The sequence below is a fragment of the Granulicella sp. WH15 genome (genome assembly GCF_009914315.1).
Lineage (GTDB): Bacteria > Acidobacteriota > Terriglobia > Terriglobales > Acidobacteriaceae > Edaphobacter.
Genome location: NZ_CP042596.1, coordinates 4,097,301 through 4,113,167, shown reverse-complemented (window position 1 = coordinate 4,113,167; position 15,867 = coordinate 4,097,301). Strand labels below are relative to the sequence as shown.

General features: G+C 61.0%; 12 protein-coding genes and 1 riboswitch. Of the genes, 9 read left to right on the top strand and 3 right to left on the bottom strand.

The features are described from left to right. Positions 1–414 precede the first annotated feature (414 nt). From FTO74_RS17045 to FTO74_RS17030, 4 genes are all read left to right on the top strand, one after another. Complete coding sequence (locus tag FTO74_RS17045; protein ID WP_255462348.1) at positions 415–1,983, top strand: DEAD/DEAH box helicase; 1,569 nt, start codon at positions 415–417, stop codon at positions 1,981–1,983. A gap of 180 nt (positions 1,984–2,163) precedes the next feature. Beyond that, positions 2,164–2,679, top strand: a complete 516-nt coding sequence (locus FTO74_RS17040) for a VIT1/CCC1 transporter family protein (protein WP_162539217.1) — start codon at positions 2,164–2,166, stop codon at positions 2,677–2,679. A gap of 103 nt (positions 2,680–2,782) precedes the next feature. Continuing rightward, on the top strand, positions 2,783–4,015 hold the full coding sequence (locus tag FTO74_RS17035; protein ID WP_162539216.1) for an acyltransferase: 1,233 nt from the start codon (positions 2,783–2,785) through the stop codon (positions 4,013–4,015). An 87-nt stretch (positions 4,016–4,102) separates the two neighbouring features. After that, entirely contained in the window at positions 4,103–5,740 is a 1,638-nt protein-coding gene (locus FTO74_RS17030) for an ATP-binding cassette domain-containing protein (RefSeq protein WP_162539215.1), read from the top strand. A gap of 106 nt (positions 5,741–5,846) precedes the next feature. Here the strand turns inward: FTO74_RS17030 and FTO74_RS17025 are convergent, their stop codons facing one another. Further along, positions 5,847–6,779, bottom strand: a complete 933-nt coding sequence (locus tag FTO74_RS17025; RefSeq protein ID WP_162539214.1) for a hypothetical protein — start codon at positions 6,777–6,779, stop codon at positions 5,847–5,849. A 229-nt stretch (positions 6,780–7,008) separates the two neighbouring features. Beyond that, positions 7,009–7,104: riboswitch (glycine riboswitch) on the top strand. Between the two features lie 141 nt (positions 7,105–7,245). On the opposite strand from FTO74_RS17025, the gene gcvP reads away from it, so the two are divergent. Next, positions 7,246–10,143 carry an aminomethyl-transferring glycine dehydrogenase gene (gcvP, locus tag FTO74_RS17020; RefSeq protein ID WP_162539213.1) on the top strand — a complete coding sequence of 966 codons (2,898 nt, stop codon included), beginning with the start codon at positions 7,246–7,248 and terminating at the stop codon, positions 10,141–10,143. Between the two features lie 11 nt (positions 10,144–10,154). Here the strand turns inward: gcvP and FTO74_RS17015 are convergent, their stop codons facing one another. Beyond that, a complete protein-coding gene (locus tag FTO74_RS17015) occupies positions 10,155–11,243 on the bottom strand; it encodes a TlpA disulfide reductase family protein (RefSeq protein ID WP_162539212.1) in 1,089 nt (362 codons plus the stop codon). 122 nt (positions 11,244–11,365) lie between these two features. Between FTO74_RS17015 and FTO74_RS17010 the strand changes: the two genes are divergently transcribed. From FTO74_RS17010 to FTO74_RS16995, 4 genes are all read left to right on the top strand, one after another. Beyond that, positions 11,366–11,722 carry an MmcQ/YjbR family DNA-binding protein gene (locus FTO74_RS17010; protein WP_162539211.1) on the top strand — a complete coding sequence of 119 codons (357 nt, stop codon included), beginning with the start codon at positions 11,366–11,368 and terminating at the stop codon, positions 11,720–11,722. Between the two features lie 76 nt (positions 11,723–11,798). Further along, the gene (locus tag FTO74_RS17005; RefSeq protein WP_162539210.1) at positions 11,799–12,377 is read left to right on the top strand and encodes a TetR/AcrR family transcriptional regulator; all 579 of its coding nucleotides are present in this window, start codon (positions 11,799–11,801) and stop codon (positions 12,375–12,377) included. A gap of 116 nt (positions 12,378–12,493) precedes the next feature. Beyond that, positions 12,494–13,297: an SDR family oxidoreductase gene (locus FTO74_RS17000; protein ID WP_162539209.1), complete on the top strand. Its 804-nt coding sequence runs from the start codon at positions 12,494–12,496 to the stop codon at positions 13,295–13,297. Between the two features lie 262 nt (positions 13,298–13,559). Next, positions 13,560–14,855 carry an enolase C-terminal domain-like protein gene (locus FTO74_RS16995; protein WP_162539208.1) on the top strand — a complete coding sequence of 432 codons (1,296 nt, stop codon included), beginning with the start codon at positions 13,560–13,562 and terminating at the stop codon, positions 14,853–14,855. Positions 14,856–14,871: 16 nt separating this feature from the next. On the opposite strand, the gene FTO74_RS16990 is transcribed toward FTO74_RS16995, so the two are convergent. Next, positions 14,872–15,639, bottom strand: a complete 768-nt coding sequence (locus FTO74_RS16990) for an IclR family transcriptional regulator (RefSeq protein ID WP_162539207.1) — start codon at positions 15,637–15,639, stop codon at positions 14,872–14,874. Positions 15,640–15,867 lie beyond the last annotated feature (228 nt).

Here is a 15,867-nt window from a genome sequence, read left to right as displayed (position 1 = left end):
ATTCTCGCTCCACTTCACCCGGTCTTGCGGTTATCGCTCAAGGGCTTGAAGGTCGCGTGTACAACGTGCTAAGATGGAAGCACGCGTAAGCGTAGGGCACTACGGGGAAAGATTCCGCGAGATGCTTTCGAGAGATGTGATTCGAAAGCGATGTCGGGGTCTGGCCAGAGACCGCAGTGAGATCCCTCTCCACCGCATTGTCTTTCCGTGGACCTTAGCAATGGTCCGGAAAAAGACTGGAAAGATGCCGCGCTGGTTGCTCTGGCTGGAAGGCTGATCAAAGGATCGGCCTCGCCTCGCAGCAGCGCTTCCGTCAAACGACAGCAATGCTGACTCAACCGAATGCATGGTGCTCGTGCGAGCACCCCCGAACGTACACGTTCGTTCGCTCACCCGTATCTCTAAGGAAAAATCTTGACTTCTGCAATGCTTGAACCCCAGACTCAGAACCTGTCCCAGAACCAGACCGAAAACACCTCCCCAACCTCCCCCGCTACCCTTCCTGTTCAGGAGACCATCACCGGCACCAACGCCGAGCTGGACCCGGCGACCGGCCTTCCCATGGTGCGGGACGTACACTTTGCCGACTTCAACATCTCCGACTCGCTGAAGCAGCGTCTGGCGGCGGGCGGTTTCAACACGCCGACCCCGGTGCAGGCGAAGGCGATTCCTCCGGCGCTTGAGGGCCGCGACATTCTCGCGACCGCTTCGACCGGAACCGGCAAGACCCTCAGCTTCCTCATCCCGATGATCGAGCGGATGGATGCGAACTCGGTGCCGTCGTCCAAGGGCAAGCGTGGACCGATCCGCTCGCTGATCCTGCTGCCGACGCGTGAGCTGGCGATGCAGGTGCTCGAGGCGTACGGCAAGATCGTTCCCCATGCGAAGAACGACTCGGTTCTGGTCTGCGGCGGTCTCTCGGAGAACACGCAGCTCGATCACCTGAGCCGCGGGCCGCGGCTGGTCGTCGCGACGCCTGGACGTCTTGAGGACTTTCTGCGCCGCCGCTCGGTGAACCTCAGCTCGGTGGAGATGCTGGTGCTCGACGAAGTGGACCGGATGCTCGACATGGGCTTCCTGCCCGCGATCAAGCGGATCGTAGGCGCGCTGCCCAAGACGCGGCAGACGATGTGCTACTCGGCGACGCTGGATGCGAATATCTCGGAGATCGTGCGCGACTACGTGCAGAAGCCGGTGCGCATCGAGATCGGTACGACCTCGAAGCCTTCGGACCGCGTGGAGCTGCGCGTTTACAGCGTGATGCAGGACCAGAAGCTCGGCCTGCTGAACCAGATGCTGAATGAAGAAGAGGGCACGTTCCTGGTCTTCTCGCGGACCAAGCATGGCGCGGATCGCATCTCGAAGAAGCTGGAGAAGCTGGGGCATCAGGCGGATGTGATCCACGGCGATCGCTCGCAGTCGCAGCGGACGGCGGCTCTGAAGGGCTTCGCGTCGGGGCGTCACCGCGTCCTGGTTGCGACGGACGTGGCGGCTCGTGGAATCGACGTCTCGAACATCGCGCATGTCGTGAACTACGACCTGCCCAATGCTTCTGAGGACTTTGTGCACCGCATCGGCCGTACGGGCCGCGCGGGCAAGAAGGGCGTCGCCACCACCTTTGTGATGCCGCAGGAGCGGTCGGATGCGCGCAAGCTGGAGCGCGAGCTGAAGATCAAGTTCGAGTGGCGCGAGGCGGACAAAAACCTGGAGAAGGAAGAGCGCAATCGGCCTCTGGATACGGCTGCTCTGGGCGACGTGATGCAACTCGAGTCGCGTGCGTGGCGGACGGGCGATGTGTCGGCGCAGGGGCAGGTGGCTTCGGCCGCCAGCCCGTATCGCGGCGGGGCCGGCAACGGCTTCCGTGGGCGTAGCGGTGGTGGCGGCTTTGGCGGCGGACGCGGACAGGGTGGCGGACGTGGGCCGGGTTCGAACAGCCGTCCTGGTGGTGGTCGTTCGGGTGGTCCTGCTCGGCGCGGTCGCTAAGCACTTCGTGTAATTTGAGGTCCTCCCATTGGTTGGAAGCTTGTTTCCGACCAGCGGGAGGACCTTTGCTTTTTGAGTCAGCAAGACAAGTGTGAAAGTCACGAAGTGACCGCCCTCCGCGCAGGAGGCCTGTCCGGCAGGACAGGTTTTATTGGAAGGTACGGCGGTAGACTGGAACGCATGTCTGACCTGATACCCGATCTGCCTGATCTGGCCGCCATTGCCAGCGATGAGAAGAGCTTCGTGCTGCAGGTGGTGCAACCGGGGCTGTCCGGCCTGATGGATGGCTCGGTGTCGACGCTGGCTCCTATCTTTGCGACTGCGTTTGCGACGCACAGCTCGCATACGGTCTTCCTGATCGGCGCGGCCTCGGCGGTAGGCGCGGGGATCAGCATGGCGTTCTCCGAGGGGCTGTCGGACGACGGCTCGCTGACGGGGCGCGGCAAGCCTCTGGTGCGCGGCGTGATCACCGGCTTCATGACCTTTCTCGGCGGCTTCCTGCACACGCTGCCGTTCCTGCTGCCGAACGTTCATGCGGCGCTGAGGCTGGCCTATCTGGTGGTGGGGATCGAGCTGATCGTGATCTCGTGGATTCGCTACCGGTACATGAAGACGAGCTTCGCGCTCTCGTGTTTGCAGGTGATCGTGGGCGGCGGGCTGGTCTTTGCGGCGGGTGTGTTGATCGGGCAGGGCTGACGTTGTGTGGCTGAGAGAAGGCCATTTAGAATGTGAATAGTGTCTCGTTTCGAAGCAACATGGTTTATTTTCTGTAGATGACATCCTCCCCAGGGAAAGCCCTTTGAGCCTGTCCAGCAGCCGTCCCCTTACAACGCGCTTCGTCGACACATGGGCTTCAGTACACTTCGATCTGCTGCGCGGAGTGGCTGCATTGCTTGTCCTGATCGAGCACCTGCGGAATTTGTACTTCATCGACTTCCCTGACGTAACCGTTTATCGCCGTTGGATGTTTCTGCCGTACGCGCTGAGCGGCGCGGGGCATCCGGCTGTCATCCTCTTCTTTGTGCTGAGCGGATACTTTATCGGGGGCACGGTTCTGCGCGCGATGGAGAGGTCGCAGTGGTCGTGGAAGGACTATCTGCTGAAGCGTTTTGTTCGCCTCTGGATCGTGCTGATTCCGGCGCTGCTGCTGTGTCTTGCCTGGGACACGCTGGGGATGCACCTGGGGCACGCGCCCTTGCTCTACGCTGGGCAGGACCACAATCACATGATCGGCCATGTCGCCGAAGCGCTTGCGCCGCACGTTTTCTTCAGCAATCTCTTCTTTCTCCAGGGCATCCTGACTACGATGTATGGGACCGACGGCGCGTTGTGGAGTCTCGCGTATGAGTTCTGGTATTACCTGCTGTTCCCCCTGGCGCTGGTTACCGTTTGGCCGCGGACGGTTCTATGGAGACGACTGCTGTGCGGAGTGCTGCTGGTTGCAGTGGCCTGGCTGGTGCGGGAACCAATCCTGTTTTCCTTTCCCATCTGGCTGGCTGGAGTGGCTCTGTTCAAAGTGGATGGGCCATCTCTTTCTCCGGTCAATGGCAGGAGGATTCGGATAATTGCGACCCTGGTGTATTTCCCGATCTTCTTTCTGCTCGGTCACTACCCAGCTAACCATTTAGTGGACGATTATCTGTTGACGATTGCGACGTTGTTGTACCTGTGGCTCTTGAAGTCGGACAAAGATCGCTATAGTCCTGGGGCGTGGGGTGTGCGAGGCTCTCGCGAGATGGCTCGCTTCTCGTTCACACTCTATGCTTCGCATACGCCTTTTCTGGTGTTGCTGGCTTCGCTGGTGATTGGGGATACACGTTGGCATCCGAGTGGCCTGACGTTTTTTTACGGGGCGATTCTGATGATTGTAGTGCTCCTCTATGCCTATCTACTGGCTCTGATGACCGAGTTCCGCACGGACGCGGTGCGTATGCGGCTGGAGCGGTGGCTGGGGATGCGGGTTGTTGCTCCAGCTCTGCCATCCAACCCTCTGGCGGATGCTCCGCCCGGTGGTGGATCGAACCAGGCCTGATCCGGCGGGATTTTTCACGGAAGACTCAAGCTTTTAGATGCCGGCTCGATGAGTACGACGAAATGCCTGTAAAATAAGAGAAAACCTATGATTTCCGTCTCGAATGTCACAATGCGTTATGGCCAGAAGCTCCTCTTCGAGGATGTCTCGGTCACCTTTACGGACGGCCGCCGCTACGGCCTGACCGGGCCTAACGGCGCGGGTAAATCGACCTTTATGAAGGTGCTGACGGGCCAGCTCGACGCCCAGAAGGGCACCGTGGTGCGCCCGCGCAAGTTCGGCGTGCTCTCGCAGGATCAGTACGCCTTCGATGCGTACCGGGTGATCGACACGGTCATCATGGGGAACAAGGCCCTGTGGGCGGCGCTGGAAGAGCGCGAGATCATCTACAACAAGCCCGAGATGACGGACGAGGATGGCAGCCGTCTGGGCGAGCTTGAGGGTATCGTCGGAGACGAGGACGGCTACGAGGCCGAGGCCAATGCGGCCATCCTGCTGCAAGGGCTCGACATTCCCGACGAGCTGCACGAGCGCAAGATGAGCGAGCTGCAGGGCGGCCAGAAGGTCCGCGTGCTGCTGTGTCAGGCACTCTTCGGCCAGCCCGAGGCGTTGTTCCTCGACGAGCCTACGAACTATCTCGACCTCGACTCGATCCACTGGCTTGAGGACTTTTTGAACCGCTATAACGGCACGGTCATCACCATCTCGCACGACCGGCACTTCCTGAACAACGTGTGCACGCACATCGCCGATATCGACTACGAGACGATCATCGTCTACAACGGCGGCTACGACGACATGGTGTTGCAGAAGACCAGCATCCGCACCCGCATCGAGAGCCAGAACGAGCAGCGCGAGAAGAAGATTGCGCAGTTGAACGACTTTATCGCGCGCTTCTCCGCCGGTACGCGTTCGAGCCAGGTGAACTCGCGTAAGAAGGAAGTCGAGCGGCTGGCCACCAGCGAGCTGGCTCGCTCGAACATCGCGCGTCCGTTCATCCGCTTCGACCTGGTGCGGCCTTCAGGCAAGACGGTGCTTGAGTTCGAGAACGTGAACAAGAGCTACGTCCAGAAGGACGGCAAGACCGAGCACGTCATCAACAACTTCTCGGCGATGGTGGGCCGCGGCGAGAAGGTCGTCCTGATCGGGCGCAACGGACAGGGCAAGACCACGCTGCTGAAGGCGCTGCTGGCCAACGGGCCGGGGATCGAGGAGAAGGATGTCTCGATCGACTCGGGCGAGGTGAAGTGGGGGCACGAGGCGCAGATCGGCTACTTCGCGCAGGACCACAAGGGTTCGATCCAACTGGGCATGACGGCCTCGGACTGGCTGCACCAGTACGATCCGCAGGCGACCAAGGAGGAGATCCGCGGCATCCTGGGGCAGATGCTCTTCCGCGGCGAAGAGGGCAACAAGAAGACCGATGCGCTGTCGGGAGGAGAGGCTGCGCGGCTGCTCTTCTGCAAGATCATGCTGCAGAAGCCGAACATCCTGGTGCTCGACGAGCCGACGAACCACCTGGATCTCGAGAGCATCAACGCGCTGAACCAGGCGATCCAGAAGTATGAGGGCACGGTCTTTCTGGTGACGCACGACCAGGACCTGATCGAAGAGGCGGGAACGCGGATCTGGCACTTTGAGGGCGGGCCGACGAACTTCCACATCACCGACCACAAGGGGCCGTACGAGGAGTATCAGCAGCAGTTGGCGATGAGTTCGAAGTAGTCGCTGCGGCTGGGCCGATTGGGTGAAGGAGCGTTCCTAAGGAACGCTCCTTCACTGTTTAAAGCCGACTTGAGATTACCGATCTAGTCTCGATGAGTAAAAGTAATTAGGTAAATTGGCCATCCAAGTTATCTAAAAATACCGAATTCTCTTCCCATATTGCGCTGATTTCAAGTGACTTGAGCCATTCCAAAATAGCAGCATCCGGTTTTTCAGGTAGGAGAATTGCCTTATGACAATTACCAAGATCATGCTTTGCTTGGAATGCATAATCGAGCAGTTGACCTACTGCCATTCGGATGTATTCCCTTTTAGCGGAGCATTTCGCTTCAATAAGATTCTTGCGAGTTTGTTCGTAAGAATCGCACTGAATTCCGTCGCTCTTGAAGATTTGTAGTTCACGATCTTGGCGTTCTAGCCACTGTCGATAGCGAATGACCAGATCAGCTTCCTTTTTTATGGCCTGTTTAACCGAACGAAGAGTTCTGACCTGATATTCAAGTTGTGCGTCGTTTGGAAGTGATCGCAGTTGAACTCTTGACGTTATTTCTTGCAAATACTCTTTCGGAGCTGCGGCATTGCTAATTGCAAGTTTTCTTTCCATCCAGTCGCACAGTTCTTTATGTACATGATTATTTTCGGGATGGAGCTGACGTAGCGAGGCAGTGTGGTTGAGGGCATCATTGATAAAAGGGGGATGCTTTGGCGGGTGGCTCATTGGAACAAAAGGATCGAGTTGGCGCAGTGACCCAAAGGACTGAGGAGGTTCGAAGCCTCTGAGATGTGTTTTGAATTCCTCCACAACAATCCCAAAACCGACTATTTGTGGTTCTTTGCGGTAGCGTCGGGCAATGAGAATCAAGTCGCCAGGACGGATTTCGTGTGCAAACTTAGGGCCGAGCTTGTGATCTTGGTCGTCGGGGTGCCACCCCATGAATGCCGCTTGCCATCTGACACTCGCTTGTATCCATTCACTCACTGTCCGATTTTTATTGTCAACGTTTGGGGATACAACCCAGTATTTGCGTGAAGTCGTCATGTATTTTCTTTCGGGCTAGAGCGGAGGAATACAAGCTGTATCTGGAGTTGATTGATGCTAACAGGCAATCAACTAATTTGAACGCGATTTGCTAATAGGTAATTAAAAGCGAGCTTGCAGTAATTGATCTCAAGCTGACTTGCGCACTTCCCGCAGCCGGTTTGCCTCGGCTCGGGATTCCGACTAGATTCTAAGTAGGCTCTGTCTCGTTTACTTGCCGAAACAGGCCCTGTCACGCGCGGGAGAGATCGGACTTGCAACCTAGTCCGGCGCCGAAGGAGCAACCGCCCCGGAAACTCTCAGGCAGAAGGACCGCGTGGGCAAACAGACTTCTGGAGAGAGGCACCGCTGGAGCGAACAGCCCGGCGCGGGTGTCCGCCGACGGGATAATGATCTCAGGCAAAGAGACAGAAGGGGCACATGCGCGATCCGGCTTGAAGGCCGGCGCGACGGGGAGTGTGCGTTCATGGCAAGCGAAGCGATTGCGGCAACTCAGGTTTCGGGCAAGACCCTTACCAACCAACTGAACGGCGTGGAGTCGTTCGCCAAGCGCCACATCGGACCCACGGCGGCGGGTATCGAGGCCATGCTGGGCGTGGTCGGCGTCGATTCGCTCGACGGCCTGATCGCCGAGGCTGTGCCCGCGTCGATCCTCGATCCGGGGCAGTTGACCTTTGGCCCCGCGCTGACCGAGCCGGAGACGCTGGCGTATCTCAAGACCGTGGCCGCGAAGAATCGCGTGATGACCTCGCTGATCGGGCAGGGCTACTATGGCACGCTGCTTCCGGCGGTCATTCAGCGCAATATTTTCGAGAACCCGGCGTGGTACACGGCGTATACGCCGTATCAGCCGGAGATCAGCCAGGGGCGGCTCGAGGCTTTGATTAATTTTCAGACGATGGTCTGCGACCTGACCGGGCTGGATATCGCCAATGCGTCGCTGCTTGATGAGGCCACTGCCGCCGCCGAGGCGATGGCGATGGCGAAGCGCGGGGCCAAGTCGTCCAAAACCAGCTTCTTTGTGGATCGCGGCTGCCATCCGCAGACGATTGCGCTGCTGGGCACGCGGGCCAAGCCCTTCGGTTGGACGCTGGTGATCGGCGATCCCGCGACCGACCTGGTGGCGTCTGACGTCTTCGGAGCGATCTTCCAGTACCCCGGCACTCACGGGCATATCGTGGACTTCCGTGAGGCGATTGCCGCGCTGCACGCCGCAGGCGCGGTGGCCGTGATGGCGGCCGATCCGCTGGCGCTGACGCTGCTGACGTCTCCGGGAGAGCTGGGCGCGGATATGGCCATCGGCTCGACGCAGCGCTTCGGTGTGCCGATGGGCTATGGCGGCCCGCACGCCGCGTATCTGGCGACGAAGGATGAGTTGAAGCGCAACATGCCGGGGCGGCTGGTGGGTGTCTCGGTCGACCGGCGTGGCAACCCCGCGTACCGGCTGGCGTTGCAGACGCGCGAGCAGCACATCCGCCGCGAGAAGGCCACCTCGAACATCTGTACCGCGCAGGTGCTGCTGGCCGTGATGGCGAGCATGTACGCGGTCTACCACGGGCCGGAGGGGCTGGTCGAGATCGCCACGCGCGTCCACACCCTGACCACGAAGCTGGCCGCTGGGCTGGTCTCGCTGGGCTTCGCGGTGGAGCCTGCGGCTTACTTCGACACCATCACCGTGCTGACCGGGCACAGGACCGACGATATCCATGCGGCTGCGGTGGCGGCGGGCTTCAACCTGCGGCGTCACGCGGCGGGCGGGCGCGTGGGCATCAGCCTCGATGAGACCATCACCCCGGCTCAGGTGGAGGCGCTGTGGGCCTGCTTTGGCCCCGCGCTCAAGTTCGACGCGGTGAGCGCCTCGGCGACGCTGCCGGCGAGCCTGCGGCGCACCAGCAAGTTCCTTACTCACCCGGTCTTCAACCAGTACCACTCCGAGACCGAGATGCTGCGCTACATGCGGCGGCTGGCCGACCGCGATCTGGCGCTCGACCGCGCGATGATTCCGCTGGGCTCCTGCACCATGAAGCTGAACGCCACCACCGAGATGATCCCGGTGACCTGGCCGGAGTTCAGCAGCCTGCATCCGTTTGTTCCGGCGGATCAGGCGGCTGGATACGCCGAGTTGCTCAAGGCGCTTGAGGAGCGGCTGTGCCAGATCACCGGCTACGATGCGTTCTCGTTCCAGCCTAACTCGGGCGCGCAGGGCGAGTACGCCGGGCTGCTGGCGATCAATGCCTATCACGAGAGTCGTGGCGAAGGGCACCGCAAGATCTGCCTCATCCCCACCTCGGCGCACGGCACCAACCCCGCGTCGGCACAGATGGCTTCGATGGAGGTCGTCAGCGTCAAGTGCGATGAGCAGGGCAATGTGGACGTCGACGACCTGCGCGAGAAGGCGACCAAGTACGCCGATATCCTCTCGTGCATCATGATTACGTACCCTTCGACGCACGGCGTCTTCGAGGAGCGCGTGCGCGAGGTCTGCGAGATCGTGCACGACTTCGGTGGTCAGGTCTATCTGGACGGCGCGAACCTGAACGCGCAGGTGGGCGTGGTCTATCCGGGCAAGTTCGGTGGCGACGTGAGCCATCTGAACCTGCACAAGACCTTCTGCATTCCGCACGGCGGCGGCGGTCCGGGCGTCGGCCCGATCGGCGTGCGCAGCCACCTGGCTCCATTCCTGCCGGGGCACCCGGAGCTGGCCGATAGCACGGCGATGGGACCGGTCTCGGCTGCTCCTTACGGCTCGGCTTCAATCCTGGTCATCTCGTGGGCGTACATCCTGCTGATGGGCGGAGAGGGTCTGACGTTGGCCACCGAGGCGGCAATCCTGAACGCCAACTACATCGCCAAGCGGCTGGAGGAGCACTATCCCGTGCTCTACAAGAACGAGCATGGGCGAGTGGCGCACGAGTGCATTCTTGATACGCGGCCGATCAAGGCGACCTCCGGCGTATCGGTGGACGATCTGGCCAAGCGTCTGATCGACTACGGCTTCCACGCGCCGACGATGAGCTTCCCGGTGGCGGGCACGCTGATGATCGAGCCGACCGAGTCCGAGTCGAAGGCTGAGATCGACCGCTTCTGCGATGCGATGATCGCGATTCGCAACGAGGTGCGCGACATCGAAGCGGGCAAGTGGAAGGTGGAGGATAGCCCACTGGCCTTCGCGCCGCACACGGTTCACGACCTTGTGGACGACGTGTGGGATCGTCCGTACACGCGCGCGGAGGGCTGTTTCCCCGGCAACTCGCGGCGCACGGACAAGTACTGGTCTCCGGTCAGCCGGATCGACAACGCGTACGGCGACCGGCACCTCTTCTGCTCGTGCCCGCCGATGGAAGAGACCGTCGCCGCCGAGTAACTGCGGAGAAGCTACTGCTGCGAGGCGGTCGTGCCGGATGCAACCGGTGCGGCCGCCTCGCGCTGTTTGGCCTCGTTCTGCACGGCCTGCGCGATGAGCTTCTTCAGCTTGCCCTCAATGTAGCCGTCGCCTATCTTCTCGTCTTGTAGGACTCCGTCGCTGTCGATGGTAAAGGTGTGGGGGATCGACTGGACGCCGAAGCTGGTGGCGATGGAGCCGTTGAAGCCGTTGTCGCGATATTGCAGCCACGTCATGTTGTTCTTGCCGACGAACTCCTTCCACTTCTGTTCGTCTTTGTCGAGGCTGATGCTGAGGATGACCAGGGGCTGGCCCTCGAACTTTTTGGCGATCTGCTGCATGTGGGGCAGCGCCTCGCGGCAGGGGCCGCACCAGGTGGCCCAGAAGTCGATGAGGACGACCTTGTTCTTCAGCTCGTCGAGCGAGACGCGCTTGCCGTCCAGCGTGGTGACGCGGAAGGCCGGGGCCATGCGGGCTCGCGCCAGTTCGGGGCGCTCGGCGAAGCGGGTAATGCGGGTGTAGTCGACCGAGCCGGGTTTCATCTCCGTGGTCAGTTGACCGAAGACCTTGCGGGCGTCGTCATCGTGCTGCTCGAAGGCCAGGCAGGTGCCCTTCAGGTAGAGCGCGGTGGCGTCGTTCGGCTTGGTGGCGAGCACCAGGTCGGTCTCGGCCGCGCCCTGCTGAAAGCACTCCGGTTTCTTCTTGTTCTGGCCCATGGCGAGGAGCATCTGGGCGCGTGACAGGTGAGCCTTGGTCTGCTGCTCCGGCGTGGTGGAGAGGGCGATCAGCTCCTGCGATGCGGCGTCAGCGGCCTTGAAGTCACCGATCTCCACGGCCACCTTCACAACGGCAAGGGCGCAGGCCGCGCATTTGTTGCCGTCGAGTTTGTCGGCCTTCCTGTAGTTATCGAGGGCGAAGACGACGTTGCGATGTTTCTCGAACTCCGTGGCCTCCTGATAGGCTTGGATCGCGCGTGGATCGGTGGGGCCTGCGAAGACGGGCGTTTGCGCTCCAGACGTATGGGTGAGCGCGAGCAATAGGGCAAGAGCAGAGGACAGCTTCAAGGCAGAGTGAATCGACACAGTGTTACCTCCCGAAAGGCCACAGCGGGGAATGGATGGTTCGTGGTGAAGCAAGTGCAGAGATCGAGAACAATCTATCATGGGCACGTAAACCGACTTCTGTTTGTGCAGAAGGAGCGCCGATGACCGTGGATGATTTTCGCCGCATTGCGCTGAGTCTTGCAGGTGCTGAGGAGAGCGCGCACATGGGCTCGCCGGACTTCCGCGTGGGTGGTCGCATCTTTGCCACGCTTGCCTCTGCCGGTCAGGGGTATGGCAATTTGCTGCTCTCACCCGAGCAGCAGGCGGCGTTTGTCGACGAGCAGCCGGAGGTCTTTGTGCCTGTCGCGGGTGGCTGGGGGAGCATGGGAGCGACGCACATCCGGCTGTCGGCGGCGAGCGAAGAGGTGCTCACGGGAGCCTTGCGTACGGCTTGGAAGCTGCGGCTCGAGAAGAACGGCAAGGCGTCGGGCAAGAAAAGCCGCGGGGCGAATCCCTGAAGGGTAAGGAAGCATCTGTGAAATGAGATGCAGTTGGAACTGACCAGTCTATTGCCCTGTGGAGCGAAGGATCACCATGCAGACGACACGCGAACATCTGATTGAGGTCGGGCTCGATCGCATCTATGCGATGGGCTACACCGTAACCGGGGTGAAGGAGATTCTCGACCAGGCCGGTGTTCCCAAGGGTTCGTTCTATCACTACTTTCCCAGTAAAGAGGCCTTCGCCAAAGAGGTGCTCGAGCGCTATGCCGCACAGGAGAACCGCAGGCTGGGAGGCTTTCTCGAAGATGAGGAGACGCCGCCTCTGAAGCGGCTGCGGCGTTACTTCGAAGAGATGGTCTCTCTCGCTGGATACAACGGCCCGTACAACGGCTGCATGCTGGGAAACCTGAGCCTGGAGGTGGCCGCGCAGAGCGACACGATTCAATCGCTGCTGAGCCGCATCTTTACGAACTGGCAGGGAGGGATCGCCGTGTTGCTGCGCTCGGCTATCGAGCGAGGCGATCTGCCGCGAAGCACCAAGGCCGACCAGCTTGCTGCCTTTCTGCTCAATAGCTGGGAGGGCGCCCTGGTGCGCTCGAAGGCCGAGAAGAGCGATGCGCCGCTCGATACGTTCATGCACTTTGCCTTTCAGGTGTTACTGAAAAAGTAGCGCTCACGCGGTTTTTAGAAGAGGTGTAAGTTTTCTGAATCTACTAACCGACCGGTCTACTCTAAGTAAGCGTGTCAGAAACCTTGACTCACATCTTCGATTCACCGAGGTCTCACATGAACGCTCAGCTCTCCAAAGGCACCGCCCTCATCACCGGAGCCTCAACCGGCATCGGCGCAGTCTACGCCGATCGCCTTGCCCAACGCGGTTACAACCTGATCCTCGTCGCCCGCGACCAGAAGCGGCTTACGGATCTTGCAGCCAGCCTGACCGCGAAGACGGGCCGCACGGTCGATGTCCTCCCCGCCGACCTGACGAACCGGCAGGATCTGCTGAAGGTAGAAGAGCGCTTGCGCTCGGATAAGGCCATCACGGCGCTGGTCAACAACGCGGGCCTCAACGTCGGGGCTAAGCTCGTCGATTCCAAGGCCGATGATCTCGACAACATGATCCAGCTCAACGTGACGGCGCTGACGCGCCTGACCTCGGCTGTGCTGCCCGGCTTTCTTGAGCGTGCCAGTGGGCTCATCATCAACATTGCTTCCGTCGTCGCGCTGGCTCCTGAGATGCTGAACGGCGCGTATAGCGGCACTAAGGCGTACGTTGTGAACCTGACGCAGGCGCTGCACAACGAGGTGAGCAGCAAGGGCATCCAGGTGCAGGCCGTGCTTCCGGGTGCGACGAGCACTGAGCTTTGGGACCGTTCGGGGATTCCGCTGAGCCACCTGCCCGCCGAGATCGTGATGACGGCGGAGGAGATGGTCGATGCTTCGCTGGCCGGACTCGATCAGCACGAGCTGATTACGATTCCCGCGCTGCCCAACATTGCGGACTGGGACGCGTACGACAGCGCCCGTCGCGCGCTTAGCCCTAACCTCTCGCGCCGCGAATCGGCTGCACGTTATGGGGTGCGCGCGTAAAAGCATAAAAGCGCCCTAACGCCGGGCGGGCGGCACTTCGTGCGGTCCTGGACGCTGCGCGTATCCGTGGTCCTCCCGTTGGTCGGAAATGAGATTTTCGTTTCCGACCAGCGGGAGGACCCTTGCTGTTGATTCACCAATACCTCCCCGAGAACGGTACGAAGTACCTTTTCATTGACAAACGTATATGTTCACAGATAATTGATTGGATCGCGCCCGGAGAACCGCCTTCCGCGGCAGCTCAATGAGGATGTGACAGTACGTGCGAGATGTAACGATCCAAAATGTCCGGGTCATCGACCTTCGTTTCCCCACCTCCCGCGAGAGCATCGGGTCTGATGCCGTGAACAAGGATCCGGACTACTCGGCCGCATACTGCATCCTCGAGACGGACGCGGGCGTCGAGGGCCACGGACTCACGTTCACTCTGGGCCGCGGGACCGACCTCTGCGTCTCCGCGCTGAACTATCTCGCAACCTTCATCAAGGGGCGCTCGTTGCACTCGCTGACCGAGAACATGTGCGCCTTCTCGCGCACGCTCACCGACGAGAGCCAGTTCCGCTGGCTGGGCCCGGAGAAGGGCGTCATCCAGCTCGCCACCGCCGCGCTCATCAACGCCGTGTGGGACCTCTACGCCAAGGTGGAGGGCAAGCCGCTGTGGCGATTGCTGGCCGAGATGGAGCCGGAGCAGATCGTCTCCGCCATCGACTTCCGCTACATCGACGATGCGCTCTCGCGTGACGAGGCGCTCGAGCACCTGCGTGTGAGCCGCATCGGCATGGAGGCACGGATCGAGCAGCTTACGCGCGATGGCTATCAGGCTTATACGACCTCAGCCGGATGGTTCGGCTTTAGCGACGAGAAGATACAGCGTCTCTGCCGCGAGGGGCTTGCGGAGGGCTGGACGCACTTCAAGCTGAAGGTCGGCGGCGATCCCGTGGACGACCTGCGCCGAGGCCGTATCGTTCGCGAGGAGATCGGCTGGCAGAACAAGCTGATGCTCGATGCCAACCAGAAGTGGAGTGTGGCCGAGGCGATTGAGCGCACGCTGCGTTTCAAGGAACTGGACGTGTGGTGGATGGAGGAGCCGACGAGCCCGGACGACATCCTCGGGCACGCCCGCATTCGCCGCGAGGTAGCGCCGATCCGCATCGCCACCGGCGAGCACGCGCACAATCGTGTCATGTTCAAGCAGATGCTGCAGGCCGGTTCGATCGACGTGTGCCAGATCGATAGCTGCCGTGTCGGCGGCGTCAATGAGAACCTCGCCATCATCCTGATGGCCGCGAAGTTCGGCGTTCCGGTCTGTCCGCACGCGGGCGGCGTAGGGCTATGCGAGTACGTGCAGCATCTCTCCGCGTTCGACTACCTGCGCGGTTCGATGCAACTGGAGAATCGCGTGATCGAGTACGTCGATCACCTGCACGAACACTTCGTTCATCCGGTTCGGATCGTGCGCGGACGCTACCAGATGCCCGAGGCTCCGGGGTACAGCATCGAGGTTCGTCCCGAGTCGCTGGAGCGTTACAGCTTCCCCGGCGGCAGGGCCTGGCAGTAGCGAGCGACGGGGACGATCAAGCGATCTTGAAGCCCATCTCGGACGAGAGTCGCTCGCTGGCTGTCTTGAGTATGGCCCGTACGGTCTTCACATCGATGGACTCGCCGATGCGCGCCAGGTAGGGTACGGTGAGCGCGGCGATAGCCGTGTGCCGCTCATCCAACACGGGAAAGCTGACGTTGATGACGCCCTGGATCTCGTAGCTCTCGCGCTCCTCAAAGCCACGTTTGCGGATGCTGCGCAGATGCGTCTCAAGGTCGCGCGGCACCTTGCTGTGTGTGTTTCCCTGCCACTGCTCCAGCACGCGGGTTCTGGCGTGGTCCGAGAGAAACGAGAGGATGACGTGGCCGCTGGCGGCGCGCATCAGGTCCACGACGGAGCCGGGACGCACGGAGAAACCGGGGCTGATGGGCGAATCAACCTGCGCGAGAATGACCACGTTGGCATCGTTCAGCACACCGAGATGGCAGGACTGCCGCAGTTTATGGGCGACGTCCTGCATGATCGGCTCGGCCTCGGCGATGAGGCGCTTGGTGGGCGGGTGCTCCTGCGCCAGGTGGAAGAGGCGCAGGGTCAGGCGAAAGCGGTCGTCGCCCTCGGCACGTGCAATGTAGCCGCGCTCTTCGAGGCAGAGCAGCATCCGGAAGATCTCGGAGACGGAGCGCTCCAGCCGCCGCGCCACCTCGCTCTTGGTCAGCCCCATCGGCTCCCGCGCGAACAGCTCGAGGATGTCGAGTCCTTTTTCGAGCGCCGGAGTTGGGTATGCCTTGCGTGGAACGGCCATCGTAGATCCTCACAGAGGTAAATTGAGCCAGCCGGGCACTTGGCCGGAGCGGCCATCTTGTCGCGCCATATCTGTCGCACGGGGCATCTTCGGAATTGTAACTTCTTGTGGTTTGGATTGATTGTGCTTCGGTTCTTTCCATGAGGTTTTGCACAAGCGCAGGCAAACCTCGCGAGGCCAGGGCTGCATCACAAGCACGCAGAAAGACGGAGTGCGGCCCGGGATGGA

Bases quoted from the DNA above. Each gene is read 5' to 3' on its own strand.
- gcvP (WP_162539213.1), top strand. From the start codon at position 7,246: ATGGCAAGCGAAGCGATTGCGGCAACTCAGGTTTCGGGCAAGACCCTT.
- FTO74_RS17000 (WP_162539209.1), top strand. From the start codon at position 12,494: ATGAACGCTCAGCTCTCCAAAGGCACCGCCCTCATCACCGGAGCCTCA.
- FTO74_RS17040 (WP_162539217.1), top strand. From the start codon at position 2,164: ATGTCTGACCTGATACCCGATCTGCCTGATCTGGCCGCCATTGCCAGC.
- FTO74_RS17030 (WP_162539215.1), top strand. From the start codon at position 4,103: ATGATTTCCGTCTCGAATGTCACAATGCGTTATGGCCAGAAGCTCCTC.
- FTO74_RS17005 (WP_162539210.1), top strand. From the start codon at position 11,799: ATGCAGACGACACGCGAACATCTGATTGAGGTCGGGCTCGATCGCATC.
- FTO74_RS17025 (WP_162539214.1), bottom strand. From the start codon at position 6,779: ATGACGACTTCACGCAAATACTGGGTTGTATCCCCAAACGTTGACAAT.
- FTO74_RS17010 (WP_162539211.1), top strand. From the start codon at position 11,366: ATGACCGTGGATGATTTTCGCCGCATTGCGCTGAGTCTTGCAGGTGCT.
- FTO74_RS16990 (WP_162539207.1), bottom strand. From the start codon at position 15,639: ATGGCCGTTCCACGCAAGGCATACCCAACTCCGGCGCTCGAAAAAGGA.